This is a genomic window from Thermomicrobium sp. CFH 73360 (assembly GCF_023806465.1).
Classification (GTDB): Bacteria; Chloroflexota; Chloroflexia; order Thermomicrobiales; family Thermomicrobiaceae; genus Thermomicrobium.
Genome location: NZ_JAMSLS010000001.1, coordinates 658516 through 676655 on the forward strand (window position 1 = coordinate 658516; position 18140 = coordinate 676655).

Below are 18140 nucleotides of genomic sequence, written 5' to 3' on the forward strand. Positions count from 1 at the left end.
CGAAACACGTTTCCACGAGGACACCCTGCGCATGACAGCTTTGAGAAGGCAAGCAGGGATGTCTTGGGACAGCAGAGAAAACCGGCATGCCCTTTCGAGCCGTTCTCTGATACGCATTGGAACAGCGCATCCGGCCAGTCTTCTCAGCGACGGAGTCAAGGGACCTTTCGGCGCAACCTGCGATGGGAAACTCACCTTCAGACTGATTGGCGTTGCAACACGTCACCGGCGGCCGGCACCCGCGTTCGCTACTTCCAGAGGTGCATCACGAAGACGATTGGTAAAGGCCCGGAAAGCCAGTCGGGCCCCAAGAGGCGACTGTGCGCCTTCTCTTTGCGAGACACTTTGATGGCGAGGCGAAGTCGCCCCCGCGTCCACCCGTACGAGCGGCTTCTCTTGCTGAACAATTCGCGGCAACAGGCGAAAGCAGGGTGATGCACCAGGACATGGCACCCTTCGGCCGACCGCACTTTTGTCGATGCCCCCAGCGCAATACTCGAGTCGCGCGAGATGCGAGCCTTCACCGCCGGTCGACGATGGCGATACCTTGGCTTGACAGCTATGGCAGCCATAGCCGTCTGCTGCGACAACAGAGGGGCATCTGCCTACTCCCGGGTGCGGCGAGGTCGGGCCGGAGCAACTCCTGTGAGGAGTCTGGGAGCTTCTCGACCAGGCATCCGGCATTCCGCGGTCGCAGTGGAGCGACTGCCGTCAGAGACCACGACGTTAAACCCTTCTCGGTTACCCTCAGTCAGGCTGCATCATGGTCCTACCCCCAGCACCCTGCAGACCTCTTGTAGAAGCCCCTGAGGACGTGACGGATGCTCCCTCACGACCACAACGAGTGGCGTAGCGAGCGCATCTGCAACCCTGAAGAAACGTGTCGGATCGCATGGTCATACCTGATCCCTCTCTTCTGCTCGCATCTGCGCCCTTGAGCATGCGTGTCAGATGCTTCCACTCCTTACGCGCAAAAGGCCGCGCCGGCCTGACCGCAGTCAACACCCTCCCCGAGTGCGATGATCTTGCCGCCAAAAGGTCTTCGTTTCAAGCCCTCATAGGTACTGTGCGAGGATATTGACTGCGGTGATCTTGCCGCAGGTTCCAACCACTCGCCTCAGCCTCACGGCAGTTGGGCCGGGGGCATCTACGACATCCGGGTCGACGCTCATTCGCTTGTACGAGCCGCAGTGGGTCCTAATGTAGGATGCATCTACGACATCCGGGTCGACGTGGTGGTCGTCGAGGACGCCTTCGATATAGACGAATGCAGGACGCATCTACTACATCCAAAACAACGCGATCAGCCCTCGGCCAGCCCATCACTGACAAGTGATGGATCTACTTCATCCAGGTCGACGAAGATGCAGCACTTTTCTCCTCGCGCGATGGTGCATCCGAAGGGGGCTGACGGAGCCGTCGACCACCGGTACTGCAAAAAGCCCCGGGGGTCGACGAATTCCGGGACCTGCTCTTCACCCTGAAACCATACGGACTGCGAATACCCACCCCCTTGCCCTGCGCAGGTTTGCGTGCTACGTTTATCAAAGAGGATCGTCGCATCCGTGCGGCGCCCGTTTGGTTCAGACAGTACCTATGAGGGCTTGAAACATCGTCGCCACAGGGATCTAGCGCGACAGAAAGGAGGGTTCAGACAGTACCTATGAGGGCTTGAAACCCGAGATCACCATGGCACTGGATGCAGACGGGGCGGGTTCAGACAGTACCTATGAGGGCTTGAAACGAGCTCCGGTCGACCGTGCAGCCGCTGTTTCGCAGGTTCAGACAGTACCTATGAGGGCTTGAAACGGGATTGCGCTCGAATTCGGACGATGGCCAGTCCACGTTCAGACAGTACCTATGAGGGCTTGAAACAACAGGCCGTGCAGGCTGCCAATGGTAAGCGCCATCGTTCAGACAGTACCTATGAGGGCTTGAAACGGCGGTTGTAGCGGTACATGAGTTCGACGAGGCGCGTTCAGACAGTACCTATGAGGGCTTGAAACAGCGATTGCGCTCCTCCTCGCTAATCTGGTGGTAGCGTTCAGACAGTACCTATGAGGGCTTGAAACTCGCGTGCGGTTGGTCAACAACCTCGCCAGTCTCTGGTTCAGACAGTACCTATGAGGGCTTGAAACCTGGGATCTTCGCCGAAGGGGCAAGGGAAGAGGAAGTTCAGACAGTACCTATGAGGGCTTGAAACGTCATAGAGCGCCAGATAGGGGAGATCCTGCGTCAGTTCAGACAGTACCTATGAGGGCTTGAAACTGCGGATCAGGACCGCTTCCTTCGCCGGTTCATCACGTTCAGACAGTACCTATGAGGGCTTGAAACATAGTGCACCAACACTGGGCCCGTTTCGCGCATAGCTGTTCAGACAGTACCTATGAGGGCTTGAAACATTGCGATCGTTCGCGACGTCTTGCCGCCGAATGCATGTTCAGACAGTACCTATGAGGGCTTGAAACGCAGACTGGAGTTGGCGTGATGTCTGGGCCTACATGTTCAGACAGTACCTATGAGGGCTTGAAACGCCGGTGTCTCCGCATCGCCGTCATTTCGCCGCGGAGCGTTCAGACAGTACCTATGAGGGCTTGAAACACGGACGTCCCGCCATGCCCCCACGCCGCCATGAACGTTCAGACAGTACCTATGAGGGCTTGAAACGCGGCATGCCTCGGAGCTCTGGGAAATCGACGATCTGTTCAGACAGTACCTATGAGGGCTTGAAACAGAATATCAACAGCCATCAATAACAGTAACGCTATGAGTTCAGACAGTACCTATGAGGGCTTGAAACAGGGGTGGTTGGAGCTCCGTACCGTGCCGCCGCGCCGTTCAGACAGTACCTATGAGGGCTTGAAACACGGACGAGGTCATCCGTGACGCTCAGGGGTGCATGTTCAGACAGTACCTATGAGGGCTTGAAACCACGAACGAACCGGTCAGGAATGGGTCATCGATACGGTTCAGACAGTACCTATGAGGGCTTGAAACGAAAATCTCGTATTCCAGCGCCCTCAATACGCCACGTTCAGACAGTACCTATGAGGGCTTGAAACCGGGGCCAGAGACGGGGTGTCAGGCGAATCTGGAACCGTTCAGACAGTACCTATGAGGGCTTGAAACAGCGGTGGTTGGAGCTCCGTACCGTGCCGCCGCGCCGTTCAGACAGTACCTATGAGGGCTTGAAACACGGACGAGGTCATCCGTGACGCTCAGGGGTGCATGTTCAGACAGTACCTATGAGGGCTTGAAACCACGAACGAACCGGTCAGGAATGGGTCATCGATACGGTTCAGACAGTACCTATGAGGGCTTGAAACGAAAATCTCGTATTCCAGCGCCCTCAATACGCCACGTTCAGACAGTACCTATGAGGGCTTGAAACCGACATTGCGCGCCAGGATGCCCCACTTGACGGCAGTTCAGACAGTACCTATGAGGGCTTGAAACTGGGAGCAGCAGACCGGCCAGGATCAGAAGACGTTGTTCAGACAGTACCTATGAGGGCTTGAAACTGAAGAAACGGCTTCCACATCACACGCACCCCAGAAGTTCAGACAGTACCTATGAGGGCTTGAAACCTCGAGCTCGGCAACGATGAGCTCCTGCACGGCAGTGTTCAGACAGTACCTATGAGGGCTTGAAACCCCCATCCCCATCGTGACAAGGAGGTTCCCGAATGCGTTCAGACAGTACCTATGAGGGCTTGAAACCTCGACCCCGCCTTCGTCTATGCCCAACGCGGTGCGCGTTCAGACAGTACCTATGAGGGCTTGAAACTTCATGAACACCGTCACCGGCGAGGAGAACCTTGGGGTTCAGACAGTACCTATGAGGGCTTGAAACTCGTGTTGCCACCTTGACCCAGGCGTCTCCATACAGTTCAGACAGTACCTATGAGGGCTTGAAACGCGATACGATGGGCCCACTCCCAATCCCGGGCGTGGGTTCAGACAGTACCTATGAGGGCTTGAAACAATACATTAAAGAACACGTAATGAACTTCGTTTGCAAGTTCAGACAGTACCTATGAGGGCTTGAAACTGTCACGGCTGGGCAATTTCTTCGGCTTGCAGTCGCTCGTTCAGACAGTACCTATGAGGGCTTGAAACTGGGGATGAGCGGAACATTGAGCGCTGGTTGGGTATGTTCAGACAGTACCTATGAGGGCTTGAAACTGGCCCCGCAGTGCCAATCGATGCCGGGGCAGTCCATGTTCAGACAGTACCTATGAGGGCTTGAAACCATGTGACGCCGCAGCGGGTGCAGGTGTTGGTCAATGTTCAGACAGTACCTATGAGGGCTTGAAACGCGAGCTCCGCCACAATCAAGCCGGCGCTGCAGTAGTTCAGACAGTACCTATGAGGGCTTGAAACGTTACCATCGCTGCGCCCCCTGGTGGAGCGTGCCTGTTCAGACAGTACCTATGAGGGCTTGAAACCAATGCGCGGAGAATGGGCGTCGAGCCGGTTTTCTCGTTCAGACAGTACCTATGAGGGCTTGAAACTCTCGTCACCGAAATGGACAATGGGGCTGACGGCCTGTTCAGACAGTACCTATGAGGGCTTGAAACCCTCCAAGAATAGCGGAAATCCGATAACTAGCATATGTTCAGACAGTACCTATGAGGGCTTGAAACCCGTGCCCTCACCGCTTGCGCGGTGAGGGCAGAAACGTTCAGACAGTACCTATGAGGGCTTGAAACCGGAGTGAATCCCTTAATAGGGCGCTCAGCATTTACGTTCAGACAGTACCTATGAGGGCTTGAAACCTCAAGCTCGGCCCGGAAGGCGGCCACCGCCGCGGCGTTCAGACAGTACCTATGAGGGCTTGAAACTGTATAAATCGTCAGTGTCATGTGAGCTCCAGAACGTTCAGACAGTACCTATGAGGGCTTGAAACCAGAATAATCCAGAGCGGTGTCCGATCCTCCACGTAGTTCAGACAGTACCTATGAGGGCTTGAAACTCGGATACGCTCCATGACGCCCTCCTTCCAGCAGTGGTTCAGACAGTACCTATGAGGGCTTGAAACTCTCTTTCACTACTACTGCAATCTCGCAAACGTCTGGTTCAGACAGTACCTATGAGGGCTTGAAACCCGGAACGGGTCCTCTATCTGTCCCATGCGGAAGAGTTCAGACAGTACCTATGAGGGCTTGAAACTCGAGCGCGTTGTGCGCATCGATGGAGACGCTGTTGTTCAGACAGTACCTATGAGGGCTTGAAACGCGGATATACACGATAACATGCTCATCGCTCTCCTGGTCGTTCAGACAGTACCTATGAGGGCTTGAAACTCCGGTAAAAGTCGGACAACGCCTCATTGTAATTGCGTTCAGACAGTACCTATGAGGGCTTGAAACACCCCAGTGGGCCACGTCGGGGCTGGGGAGGAGCTAGTTCAGACAGTACCTATGAGGGCTTGAAACCGCCAATAGAGGGGTGGTCGTCGCAGCGTTCCCCAAGTTCAGACAGTACCTATGAGGGCTTGAAACCTCGTTGCGCGTCATCCATTGGCCTTGCCTCTCGAGTTCAGACAGTACCTATGAGGGCTTGAAACCCCAGGTGGCCAGTGCGGGCCGGTGCCATATGGCACGTTCAGACAGTACCTATGAGGGCTTGAAACAGCAGCTCCGAGAAGCGGTGGTCAAAGCGGGAGGCGTTCAGACAGTACCTATGAGGGCTTGAAACGCAAAATCCACGAGCGCAACAGAACGACGAAATGTTGTTCAGACAGTACCTATGAGGGCTTGAAACCGGGCCTCGTGGATGCAGCAAGGGGCGCGACGCGGGGTTCAGACAGTACCTATGAGGGCTTGAAACAGGCTCGTCGCGCACTGGAGCTGGAACGAGCTCGGCGTTCAGACAGTACCTATGAGGGCTTGAAACTGATCACTCTAATCCGCATATCCCTTATGAAACACGTTCAGACAGTACCTATGAGGGCTTGAAACTGATCATAAAAGTCCACTCGGTACAGTGTGCACTCAGTTCAGACAGTACCTATGAGGGCTTGAAACGCGCTCAATAATGCGCAGATTCCCCGCCGCGAACTTGTTCAGACAGTACCTATGAGGGCTTGAAACAGGAGCAATTCATCATCACAGGGGAACGAACCATCAGTTCAGACAGTACCTATGAGGGCTTGAAACTCGGATACGCACTGGCTGACCTCATTAAGTCAGCTCAGTTCAGACAGTACCTATGAGGGCTTGAAACAGGTCTCTGTCGAGGGGGCATCAGCTGTTGTCGTACTGTTCAGACAGTACCTATGAGGGCTTGAAACAGCTTAAGTGTCTCGCAAATGTAGCGCAACTTATGCGTTCAGACAGTACCTATGAGGGCTTGAAACTAGGTCGTTGGTATCACGTATGCGCCGACGCTATAGGTTCAGACAGTACCTATGAGGGCTTGAAACCAGAAGATCAGGCATCACCTTCGGCCACCATGGACCGTTCAGACAGTACCTATGAGGGCTTGAAACGAGCGCGTGGGGCCGTTCGCAAACGCAGTGCACCTCGGTTCAGACAGTACCTATGAGGGCTTGAAACTCAATCTCGCCTCCTTCCCTTACTATGCGGAAGCGCGTTCAGACAGTACCTATGAGGGCTTGAAACTCTCATCTCCAGATCAATGTGCCCATCACCACCGAGTTCAGACAGTACCTATGAGGGCTTGAAACTCAACAATGTGTCTCTCGCTTGTCGACGAGGAAACGAGTTCAGACAGTACCTATGAGGGCTTGAAACTTCGAGTAGCCCAACCCACTCAATGCGCCGCTGGAGTTCAGACAGTACCTATGAGGGCTTGAAATACGCACGAATCGTGTGCGTGCGTGCAGAGTAAGGAAGTTCAGACAGTACCTATGAGGGCTTGAAATAGCGATTGTGATAGAAGCACATGAAGTATGAGGCGTACGTTCAGACAGTACCTATGAGGGCTTGAAATTGGCGAGGAGCGAGCTCCGTATCAGAGACCAATACGGTTCAGACAGTACCTATGAGGGCTTGAAATTCCTGTTACCTGATTAGGACGACGACTGTCTCATCCGTTCAGACAGTAGCTATGAGGGCTTGAAACCGGAACTCGGGGAATGCACCGCTCGGCGCCTCGCCGGTTCAGACAGTACCTATGAGGGCTTGAAACGCTGGTACGGGTATGTGGGCTGCTGCATAGCCGACTGGTTCAGACAGTACCTATGAGGGCTTGAAACGAGAAAGATGCGATTCCCCTCTCGTTGCTCCTTCATGTTCAGACAGTACCTATGAGGGCTTGAAACCAAATTATCACGAACGAGGATCCGCTGGAATACGAGAGTTCAGACAGTACCTATGAGGGCTGGTAGAAGCATGAGGGGCACCCCCTCTGCACCCGAGGCCCCAGGCCTCATCTCCAGCCAGAGCACCCGGTTCCATCCGCTCTCGACACCAGCGCTCATTCCTCTCGCAGGAGCGCATCGTTTCCACACTCACCAACCCATCCCGCCTCTCAGTGACGGCGCTGCTCGCGCTTCACAACGTCCGGTGGCTTCCTCTCCTCGCTGAACCCCATCTCCTGCGCCAGGGGACCAGCTGTCCACCGTTGTTCACCTGGATTCATCAACGGTGATCGCCCGCAATCGCACGGGCCACAATGTCGTCACCGTTTCTGGCGCAGATTCGACTGCATTCCGAACACCATTACGGAAGACAAGCTCCGCCGTTCGGCACGGTCACATCCTGGTCATCCTGCACCAGGAACTTGACCGTTTATTCAACGCCCGCAGGTTCCGCTGCGCTCACTACCTGACGACGGAGCGGTCCAAGTGGAGGTGTGACAGGCCTCAGCGCAGATGCCTCGCGCCAAGCGGAAAGACCTCCTTCTACCTACTAGCAGCACTTTTGGAGGTTCATTCTGAACCTTCTCTTTGGTCATGCTAGCCCACTCTTTTATCCCAAGCCTTTGAAACCTTCATCGGCGCTGACTCCCTCGCACAATCTTGACAGGCTAACTGATGGGTCCTACAGTAGGGACGATCCTTGGTGACGGTTTGGGCGCGAGCGCTGCGGCAGTGCCCGCGCCCCTTCCAGGGAGGGAGTGCAGGTCGTGCCGCGTGTCCTCTTGCCCTTTGTTGTCTTCGCCGTGCTGCTTCCTCTCTTCACTGTCGTTGATCCTTCCTTCGCACAAGACTCCGCACCGCCAACCCCGCGCCTGGCCTTCCCTTACGTTCCAAACGGAGAGCACTACGCCGACACCGGCCCCTGGTACGGCACAATCATCCTCCAAAATCCAGAGGCAGCTCCTCTCACGGTCGAACTCCGGACCACTAGCGGCACACTCCTCCGTACCGTGGCACTCGACCCTCATGCTTCAACAATCGTCTCTGCTGAGCAGCTCTTCGGCGCTTGCCGACGATACCGCACGGTCATCCGCAAGCACCAGCCAGACGGGATCGATACGGTTTTCTTACCGACGATCTCCCTTTCGGTGGACCGTGTTGAGATCCCGGGCTTCCAGGTTGGAATCGACTACACCTGGCAGGTCCTCGGCGCCGAGCTCCAGATCGACTGGTCCCTTCCGGGATGGGAGCCCACCGGCGAATACGAGGTCGTTGTCGTTGACTGCCCTGATGGGCAGCCAGTACTCATCGCTCTGCTTGATCCACCAGCTGCACTGATGGCCGATGCCTCCGCCTGTGTCAGCCGAACACGGGCAATTGAGCTTGCTGCTGTCAAAGGAGTCGTGGATAGCGCTGACGCAGTCCGTCTCCCTGAGGGACTCGGACCGATTACCGTGGTCGAGGTCCGTTACGGCCCGCGGTACTGGGCCAGTCTCGGTCTTGGCGATCCGACCGCTGTTGATACCTCCGGCCGCTGGCAGGCAACAGTCAGCGCTGGCGCCGTCACCATTCACTGGGGCACGCTCTCCGGCGACGACGACGGCGGGATTCCCCCCGGCGCACGTTATTCGGTCATCGTTCATGCCCAGGAGACAATGTGCCGCGAACCACGGCTCTCGGCGATGCTGCTGCTGACCGCCGGAGCACCTACCGCACCGGATGGCTCCACCACCGGGGCCGCAATCGTTTCGAGTCTTCCGGCTGCCATGTTCAGCCAGCTCAGTTCGCAGGCTGTGCTCCCTCTGATTCAGCGTCATAACGGGTGGACAACCGTCCTTCACCTTGCCCATCGCGGCTCAATGACCTGCCCGCTTCAAGTTGCGCTCCGTGATGGGCGCGGCGAGCTCCGCTGGTCCAGCACTCGCTCCCTTGCCCCAGGCGAGATGTGGCACCTTGACCTCCGTACGCTCGATCTCCCCGCCGATTTCATCGGCACGGCATGGTTGCTGAGCAGCTGCGGGCCTCTTGCCAGCGCCGATCGCATCAAGCCAAGCCACAAACTCGCATTGACCAACTCTGCTGTTGATCCTGACCACACGCCGGGTGAATTGCTGCTCCCCATCGTCTATTCAAATCACAACGGCTGGAACACCGGTCTGGCGATCACCAATCTTTCACGGAACCAGGTTACCGTCGATCTTGCTTTCCACAACCCAAGTGGCGCACTCGTCCGGTCAGAGCGGCGAACGCTCGCACCCACTGAGCAGACGATCCTCTATCGTCCCGATCTCCCATCCGGATTGCCTGGTCAGACTCCACTCACTCCTGTCGACGGAGAGCAACTGAGCGGCCACGTGTTGCAACTCTTCTCGCTCCAGGTGCGAGCTACCGGGCCTGTTGCTGTGATCGGCGATACGGTGAAATATGTGACCAATGCCGGTCGGGCGCTGACTTTGCCGGCAACGCCGGCTGTTCCAGCAGGTGTCTCCTTGCTGCTACCACTCATGCATGTTGCGGTCCCAGCAGAAAGCGGGGACGTCACAGGGATCACGGTGGCCAACGCCACTCTCAGTCAGGCGCCGACAACAGTCGAGATCTGGCCGACTGCTGCGCCGGCCCCTCTCCGCCTCACGATCCCGCTCGGCCCACGTGGCCTCGGCGTTCTCTATCTTCCGACGCAGTTCCCCAACCTGAACCGACTGTCCGGTACTGCCGTTCTCTGGGTGGAAGCCGGAGCAGCTGCTGCCGCCGGGACGCACGTCAACGCCGCCATCCTTGGCGACGGAGCGACTGCGACACCATTGACCGCTGGGTGGGCAGCGCCGATCCTTGGCATAAGCCTGCTTCCGACCTGGGACGCCCAAGGTCCGGGTAGTCAGCCTGATATTGGGCTCACCGCTGTCGGCCTTCCCGGTACCCCGCTCATTGTCGAGCTAATCGATGGCAATGCAGACGTGGACAGCGATCCGGCTTGTTCCAGTGGTTCACCCGTCCGCTCACTGGGCAGTGGAAATATCACCGTGTCCTTGTTCGTCTGCGCCCTGGACCCGGTTGCACCGCCCACGTTCACGGTGCGACTCTGGTGGGATCGCGGCACAACGCCGGGGGCGCTCGATCCCGGCGACGAACTGCTGGTGGAACAGCAAGTTGCCCTTCCACGGTGAGCGGTTCGATGCGGCTGTAGGCAGCCGGCACGTCGCAGTCCACCCTGCTACACTCGGTATCGTGCGCTGGCAATGGCGCCAGCGCTGCGTTCGGCGAGGAAGCCGTAGGGTGTGCCATGGCTGAACTGCTTCTCCGCGATCTCTGCCGCTGGGATCGTCGTTTCACGCTCGTCTGCCCACCAGGACAGACGGAGGAACTCGTCCTTGAGCGACCCATCTCCTGGGCAGTGAATGTGCGCGCTGCACCGCCCTTCCTGCCCCCGCTGCGCGGTGACGAGCTTATCATCTTGAGTGGCCGAGCCCTCCGCGAGATCGAAGCCACAGGAATGGCCAATGCAGTAGAGCTCCTTGAGACACTGGCTGAAGCACCGATCGCTGCGCTCGTCACCGAACCAAACCTCTTCGAGGAGCCAATCGGCTCGCTGCCCTTCCTCCTGTTTCCCGGCCCGATCCCGCTCGACCTCGAATCGACGCTGAACCGCCTGCTCACTGAGCAACGGCGCGCGCTCTACCGCCTCTCGACCGAACTCACCCGGGAGTTCTCGCGTGCCGCCTTGACAGGGGGGATCGAAGCCGTCGTCCAGGCTGCTGCACTTGCCAGTGGTCGCTCACTCGTGCTCCAGGACAGCGAAGGCCTTGTTCTGGCCGCCGCTGGTCCCGCCCCCGTCCCCGCGCCACCGACGGCACTTGCACATGCCCGTCCCCATCCAACGGTGCGGACACTCCCGGAAGGGCGCGGTGAGCGTCTCCTGACAACTCTCAGCGCGAGCGGGCGGCTCGCCTATCTTTCTCTTCTCGCTTCGGAAAGCAGCACGGAACGTGACCGCCTCGTCCTCTCGTTGCTCGCCGGGCTTTGCGCGAGTCTGCTTGCCCAGGAGGGTCGGTCCACGCGTCCCGCACCGCTAAGCCAGCTCGTCGCCGACCTCTTGCTCGGTCGGCTGAGTGACAATGTGCTTCCTCATATCGCTCAGCGCCTCGGCCTCAATCCAAACGGCCCCATCGTGGTCGCCCTCCTCGGCGGCGAGAAACCGGAGACACGTGACCAGCTCGTCCGGCGCCTCACCGACCCCGGCACGCGTGATCGGGGAACGACGTTGGGTGAGGCGATCGCTCTTCTTCTCACTCCAGAGGAAGCTGCTCAGATCGAAGCCCGCGCTGCAGCGTTGACACCGACCCAGCGTCAGTCTTTCCTGAGCGGGCCGTCCCTGGTCGAACGGCGGCACGCACTGCAGCCGTGGTACCTTGTCTTTGCAAGGCCACTGCCTCGGCTGCGCACAGCCCCCGAAGGGCTACGGCAAGCCCGTTTCTTGGCCGGCCTTGTGCGCAGTGGGGTCGTCCCTGGTCCAGTCGCCAGGTTTGATGACCTAAGCGTCACTGGTCCCTTCGCCCTTCTCTACCACCTCTGGGGCCACCCAGAAGCCGAGGCGTTCCGTCAGCGGGTGCTTGGGCCGTTACTCGAGGAGGACGAGCGTGCAAACGAACTCTTGCAGACACTCGCAGCATTCCTTGAATACGGCAGCGCATCCGAAGTCGCCGCTCGCCTCGGTATCCATCGCAACACGGTCGCCTATCGGCTGACACAAGTCGCAGAACGAACGGCGCGTAACCTCAGCGATGCGCGCGACCGCTTACTGCTCTATCTCGCGCTTACCCTCGGAGCCCTGCCTCCTGCCGAGCCAGAAGCTCCTCAGTGAGGACGCGGTCGACGCGGCCGTCGCCCCAACTCGGCCGCCGTGCGCCCCAGCACGAGACGTTCAAACGAGACAATCTGAATAGCGGACACGGGAATCCAGTACCAACCGAGCGGCAGAGGAAGTCGCCCGACAGCGATCGCCCCTGTTCCCAACGGCAAGGCATCATCAGACCCGGTAGCATACCCGTTGGCTGCAGTCTGGACCAGGGGACCAGGATTCCCAAGTGGTGCAGTCGGCTGTGGCCCGAGAAATTCACCGGACACGATGCTCCCCTCATTGGGAAGAGCCCGCACTGGCCGCATGTTCGGCGCAGGGCCAAGGCGAACCCGCCGCACCGTTCCAAGGTACACCCAGTCGGCGGTGTAAACGTCCATGCCAATGCGCAGATCACGCGTGTCGAAGGTCATTCTTCCACTCCTGCTCGCCCGATTAGGACCGATCGGCGACGACGCTCGGGCCCACGTTCCCGTAGTATAAGGAAGCGAGCTCCGTCTGCGGGAAGGGGGACAGGGTGCGAGGACGGACGCGACGGGAGTTCCTCGCGAGCATCGGAGCACCAGCTTTGGTCGCCGTCGTTCTCTCGCGTCACGCAAGAGCAGCGGCTGACGAGGCGACAGAGGTGCTCGAGCGAATCAACCGCTGGCGCGGATGGGCCGGTCTAGCTCCCTTGACGAGACACCTGGCACTTGAGGCAGCCGCCCAAGCCCATGCCAATTACTACCGGCTGAATATCGGAGATCCCGACTTAGCAGGTATGGGGCTGCATCGCGAGAAGCCAGGGAACCCAGGCTTCACCGGCGAGGATATCCTCGCCCGAGCCCGTGCCCAGGGCTACGACGGTTCGGTTAATGAGAACATCGGGTTGACCGGCTCACTTTCCGCCTCCGTTAACGCATTTCTGGGAACAGTCAACCACCGCTTACCGCTTCTTGATCCGCGCTACCAACATATCGGCTTCGGGGCCGTGAACGAGGGTACGGTGCGGATCGAGGTTGTCATGGTCGGCACGACAGCCCCTTGGAGTGAGCAGGCATCTCCTGAGTGGGTGCTTTGGCCGATCGATGGAATGGCTGGTGTCCCAACACATTTCTGGGGCGAGGCGCCCAATCCGTTTCCTGGTGCCCAATATCCCCTTGGGTACCCGATCACTGCAAAGTATTTCGGTCCGGGAACGGTCATCTTTACCCGCGGCGAGCTCCTGCGCGAGGGTCAGCGTGTTCCCATCCATTTCGCGACCGGATCGGGTTGGCTGACACGCCGTGCTGCATTTCTCGCAGCAACGGCACCGCTCACCATGGGAACGAGCTACCAGTATGTCATCGAGGGGACAATCGATGGCCAGCACTTCCGGCTCAGCGGAACCTTCCGGACCGCATCCACAGACGGCGAACCGCTCACTCCTGGGACACCTGCGTTGTCGCTGCCCCTCCCACCTGGGCTAACTGCAGCCCCCGCGACTATTCAACAACGCTGGCTGGCAATCGACGGCCCAGTCGCGAGCGGACAACGTGAGGGATGGATCTTCGGCCCTGATGCCTGGGCCGTACGCTGGGAACCGTATGCTGAAGCGCCTGGCGGGCGCCGCCAGGTTGTCTACTTCGATAAGGCTCGGCTTGAACTCACCAATCCCAACGCTGACCTCACGGCACTCTGGTCAGTGACCAGCGGCCTCCTCGTTCGTGAAATGGTGCTTGGACAGCTGCAGACCGGTGACGTTCGCTTCACATCCCGCACACCACCCGAAATTCCGCTTGCCGGGGATCCGGCTCCGTTCAACCCTGAGGCACCGACCTACGCGCGCCTCCGGCGGCACAGTGCGATGGTCACTGGAAGACCATCGCCAGATCGCCGCGGGCAGCAGATCAGTGAGGTCCTCCGTCGTGATGGAGTCGTCAGCGAAGACCCGACCCGCGTCGGAGCAACCTATGCAGCCTATGACCCAGTCACTGGGCATAACGTGGCGAGTCCATTCGTGGAGTGGTTCCAGACGCAACCCTGGGACCCGCTCTTCATTGTTGGACGACCGATCGCCGAGCCATACTGGGCCCTCGTCCGGTTGCAGGGTGAGGTACGCTGGGTACTGGTCCAGGCGTTCGAGCGGCGGCTCCTGACCTACACGCCCGACAATCCGGAAGGCTGGCGAGTGGAGATGGGGAACGTTGGACGACACTACTACGAGTGGCGATATGGTACACCACCGCCGTCAAGCTGATTGCCAAAGCTGTCGGACACTTGGAAGGCCGGACACCCACTGATTCAGTAAGGAAGGAAGAGACAAGGGATGAGCACGAGTCGAGACCGAGAGAGCATCCTGGAAGAGGCACGACGAGCACTGGAAGCACAACTCGCGGTTGGGGATCGAATACCAGAACTTCTCGAGGAGGCCTGCCGGATCCTTGAGCACAGCGTGCCATGGTATGACTGGGTCGGCGTCTACCTTGTCGAGGGCGACGAGCTCGTGCTTGCCGCCTGGTCAGGGCCGGCCGCGACAGAGCACGTACGAATTCCGATTGGCCAGGGAATCTGCGGCGCAGCAGCACGTGAGGGCCAAACGATCATCGTCTCGGACGTACGCGAAGACCCACGGTACCTGCAGTGCTTCCTCTCCACCCGCTCCGAGATCGTCGTGCCCATTCGTCGCGGCGGCACGGTGATTGGCGAAATCGACATTGATAGCGATCGACTTGCCGCATTCGACGAGGACGATCGGGTGCTCTTGGAATGGCTGGCAGAAAGACTCGCTGAGCGCTTGCCTCAGGCGGGCAAGACTGCGGTCTGACGAAAGAGTTCGTCCCAAGTCCAAGCGATCGTGGGGCGGAGCTGCCGATTTGTGAGCGATTGGAGCAGTTGCACTGGCACATCGCTCGTCAGCGCACGCACACCAGCACGGAGGAGCCGCATCGCTTCGCGCGGATCGTTGACCGTCCAGCTCGTCACCTGCCACCCCTGGAGACGCAACCACCGCGTGAGCCATGGCGTGACGACCCGGTGCTGTAAAGCCACGACGTCGGCTCGCGCTAACCGGAGCGTCAGCGCGAGTTGAAAAGCCATAAGCGACCGGACAGGAAAGGCACTGCGCCCAGCGACCGGCCGCGGCATCCGCGTGAACGTGTGACCATGCGAGAGTCCGCGGTACGCAAGGGGCAGGATCCCTGCAAGGCGACGGAGACTCGCGGCATGCTGACTCGTCACATAGACGCGCTCTGGATGACCCCAGCGCTCGACCACTCGTGCCAGTTGCCGTTCATACCCGCTTCCTTTTAAGTCAAGATTCACCAGCGCCTGGGCACCGAACTCCTCGAGAAACTCCTCAAGTGTCAGGAGCTCCGGCACGGCGATGCGCAACGCTTCCAAACTCGCATGCCGCACCACCAGCCGTCCGCCTCCCGGAAGCGGCACCACACCGTCGTGCAGGAGCACCAATGTGCCATCGCCGGTTTGGCGAACGTCACATTCGAGCGCTGGCACTCCAGCTGCGAGCGCCGCCCGGAATCCCTCCGCGCTGTTCTCACCCCGCGCTGCACTGCCCCCGCGGTGAGCAATCAAGGTGAACGGCCGAATGGTCCGGGATCGCGTCACGATCGGCACCTTTCCGGCGACGCACCAAGGAGCCGAGTCAGCCCGAACCAGCTTCCACCAAGCAAGTAGCCACCGAGGACGTCGGTCAGCCAGTGATGTCCAAGGTAAATCCGTGAAAGCCCTACCAACCCGACCAAGAGAGCCGCCACCGTCAAGAGCACGCCGCGCAACCAGCTCCAACGGGCATGCTCGGCTGCCGCCGTGAGTGCCGCGAGCCAGAAGGCGGTGTAGGTCACAACGTGGCCGCTTGGATAGCTGGCGTCACGCGGTTGAGCCACTACAATCCGCACCGCCGGATGATTCGGGCGCGGCCGGCGCACGAGCCGCTTGGTCACAAAACTGATCACACTGGCCATCCAGGTCAAAATGAGATGGACGGCGATTCGGCGCTGACCGCGTATCCAGAACGCTGCAGTCACGATGCCCGGCATCAGTACACTCTGCGGCGGGAAACCGAGCCAGCTTACCCACCGCAACACTCTTGCAGCCGCTCGTGGCATCCGGGTTTGGATGCCACGCGTAATGGCCAGCTCAGTCGCAGATTCAGGATGTCGTCGCACCCACACTGCGAGGAGTACATAACCGAGGAGCGCCGAGAGCGCAACAGCAAGACCGGGTAGTCGGCTTCGGCAACACATCACGCGTACGCAACCACTTTCTGTCATTCCGCAAAGTCTTCGAGATCGGGCGCCTCGTAACGCCAGAGACGCTCCGGCCGCTGATACCCAAGCGCAGCCAGTCGATCGACAACGGCCAGCACAACCTCGTCCGGTGTCGACGCCCCCGCTGTGATTCCGACAACGCGCTTGCCTTCCAACCAGGCAAGGTCGATTTCCTCTGCCCGCTCGATGTGGTAGCTGGGGACACCACAAGCCCAACCAACCTCGGCGAGACGAGCCGTGTTCGAACTCTTCCGGCCGCCGACCGCAAAGAGCACATCGACCTCACGCGCCAGCGCGCGCAGCGCCTCCTGCCGCTCCCATGTCGGTTGGCAGATCGTGTTGACGATACGGACCTCCCCACCGTGGCGTGCCACCCAGTTCGCCAACGCAAGTGCGAAAGCAAGAAACTCGTCCGTCTGCTTGGTCGTCTGGCTTACAACAGCAACCTTGCGCGGTGGCGATACGACTCCCGGCATTCCGCGGGGACCGTTCCACGGAAGATCCTCAAGGTGCTTTGCGGCGACTGCGCGGCTTGTCCCCGCCCAACCAAGGACACCACGGACCTCGGGATGGTACGCGTCGCCATACACGACCAAGAAGTATCCCTGGCGCACCAACTTCTCAGCGAGCCGCTGGACTTTGGTGACAAGCGGACAGGTCGTATCGATGAGCTCAAGCCCCGCCGCCTGCGCTTCTTGCGCCCGCTGCGGCCCAGCACCGTGTGCCGTGATCGCCACCCGCCGGAATCCACGCTCCCGTGCCTCGGCAACCGAGCTCACCGGTTCGATCCCTTGCGCCCGCAGCCGATCGACCACCTGCGGGTTGTGGATCACGTCTCCGACGGTCGCGATCGGCCCTTGTTGGGCAGCTTGCTGGATGATCTCGAGCGCACGACGGACCCCCCAGCAGTAGCCCATCACCTCGGCTAGGACGATCCGTTTCCCGGTGGCCGCTATGGTCATCACTCGCCTCCTCGCGCACACCGGCGCTTAGCCGAGCCCCAGTATACCGCCTGGTCGCGGCTCGCTTGCATCACCGCTTGCCCAGCGCTCGACCATTCGGTAGAACTCCAAGAGGGAACGCACCACCAGTGGTGGCATGCCTTCCCCGTTCCATTCCCGCCCGAAGCGATTACACCACACACTTACCAACCCGGCTCGGCGAGCTCCGACGACATCGTTCACTGGATGGTCACCCACATACAGCGCCTCTTCCGGCCGTACGCCCGCAAGAGCAAGTGCATAAGCGAAGATCGCCGGATCTGGCTTGGCCACACCCACTTCTTCAGAGACCACCACAATGGGGAAGAGCCGCTCAATCCCGAGGCGCTCCAGCTTCGCGCGCTGGATGTCGCTTGGGCCATTGGTCACGAGTCCAGTCAGTAGACGACCCTGCAGCGCCCGCACGACCGGCAGACTATCAGGGAACAGTTCAAGGCCATAGAAACGGTCGCTCGCATAGACTGTGCGGGCACGTTCCAGGAGTCCCGCGTCGGTCACGCCGGCTCGCGCCAACACATGCTCCAACCCTTCCCAGGTGTGGCTGGGCTGAGCGAGGGCGGCTTCTACCACCGCCTGTGGCGGCAGCGCCAACCGATCGGCCGGGATCACCCGAAGTGCCCGTTGGACGCGTAACCGGAACGACGCGCTGTGGTCGCACAGCGTATCGTCGAGATCGAACAGCACAAGACGGATCGCCATCAAACCCCCAGCAGC

The 18140-nt window shown here is 59.6% G+C and carries 10 protein-coding genes and 1 CRISPR repeat array; of the genes, 4 read left to right on the forward strand and 6 right to left on the reverse strand.

Annotation, left to right across the window (positions count from 1 at the left end; all coding sequences use genetic code 11):
* Positions 1 to 1055 precede the first annotated feature (1055 nt).
* Entirely contained in the window at positions 1056 to 1280 is a 225-nt protein-coding gene (locus tag NET03_RS02935; protein WP_252127389.1) for a hypothetical protein, read from the reverse strand.
* A gap of 301 nt (positions 1281 to 1581) precedes the next feature.
* A CRISPR array of direct repeats spans positions 1582 to 7354; the repeat unit is 30 nt; unit sequence GTTCAGACAGTACCTATGAGGGCTTGAAAC.
* Between the two features lie 739 nt (positions 7355 to 8093).
* Between NET03_RS02935 and NET03_RS02940 the strand changes: the two genes are divergently transcribed.
* Together NET03_RS02940 and NET03_RS02945 are read left to right on the forward strand one after the other, a co-directional pair.
* Complete coding sequence (locus NET03_RS02940; protein WP_252127390.1) at positions 8094 to 10490, forward strand: hypothetical protein; 2397 nt, start codon at positions 8094 to 8096, stop codon at positions 10488 to 10490.
* Between the two features lie 116 nt (positions 10491 to 10606).
* Positions 10607 to 12184 carry a helix-turn-helix domain-containing protein gene (locus tag NET03_RS02945; RefSeq protein WP_252127391.1) on the forward strand — a complete coding sequence of 526 codons (1578 nt, stop codon included), beginning with the start codon at positions 10607 to 10609 and terminating at the stop codon, positions 12182 to 12184.
* Here NET03_RS02945 and NET03_RS02950 read toward each other — a convergent pair.
* The gene (locus NET03_RS02950) at positions 12178 to 12591 is read right to left on the reverse strand and encodes a hypothetical protein (protein WP_252127392.1); all 414 of its coding nucleotides are present in this window, start codon (positions 12589 to 12591) and stop codon (positions 12178 to 12180) included. The genes NET03_RS02945 and NET03_RS02950 overlap by 7 nt on opposite strands.
* A gap of 104 nt (positions 12592 to 12695) precedes the next feature.
* Here NET03_RS02950 and NET03_RS02955 point away from each other — a divergent pair, with 104 nt between their 5' ends.
* Both NET03_RS02955 and NET03_RS02960 read left to right on the forward strand, forming a co-directional pair.
* Complete coding sequence (locus tag NET03_RS02955) at positions 12696 to 14396, forward strand: CAP domain-containing protein (protein WP_252127393.1); 1701 nt, start codon at positions 12696 to 12698, stop codon at positions 14394 to 14396.
* A gap of 69 nt (positions 14397 to 14465) precedes the next feature.
* Complete coding sequence (locus tag NET03_RS02960) at positions 14466 to 14963, forward strand: GAF domain-containing protein (RefSeq protein ID WP_252127394.1); 498 nt, start codon at positions 14466 to 14468, stop codon at positions 14961 to 14963.
* Here the strand turns inward: NET03_RS02960 and NET03_RS02965 are convergent.
* The 4 genes from NET03_RS02965 to NET03_RS02980 are packed head-to-tail and all read right to left on the reverse strand — an operon-like array spanning position 14939 to position 18125.
* Positions 14939 to 15763 (reverse strand): glycerophosphodiester phosphodiesterase, encoded by an 825-nt coding sequence (locus tag NET03_RS02965; RefSeq protein ID WP_252127395.1) that lies wholly within the window; start codon positions 15761 to 15763, stop codon positions 14939 to 14941. The genes NET03_RS02960 and NET03_RS02965 overlap by 25 nt on opposite strands.
* Positions 15760 to 16401 (reverse strand): phosphatase PAP2 family protein, encoded by a 642-nt coding sequence (locus NET03_RS02970; protein WP_252127484.1) that lies wholly within the window; start codon positions 16399 to 16401, stop codon positions 15760 to 15762. The genes NET03_RS02965 and NET03_RS02970 overlap by 4 nt, the downstream gene beginning before the upstream one ends.
* A gap of 23 nt (positions 16402 to 16424) precedes the next feature.
* Complete coding sequence (ispH, locus tag NET03_RS02975; protein WP_252127396.1) at positions 16425 to 17387, reverse strand: 4-hydroxy-3-methylbut-2-enyl diphosphate reductase; 963 nt, start codon at positions 17385 to 17387, stop codon at positions 16425 to 16427.
* 27 nt (positions 17388 to 17414) lie between these two features.
* A complete protein-coding gene (locus NET03_RS02980; RefSeq protein WP_252127397.1) occupies positions 17415 to 18125 on the reverse strand; it encodes an HAD family hydrolase in 711 nt (236 codons plus the stop codon).
* Between the last annotated feature and the right edge of the window lie 15 nt (positions 18126 to 18140).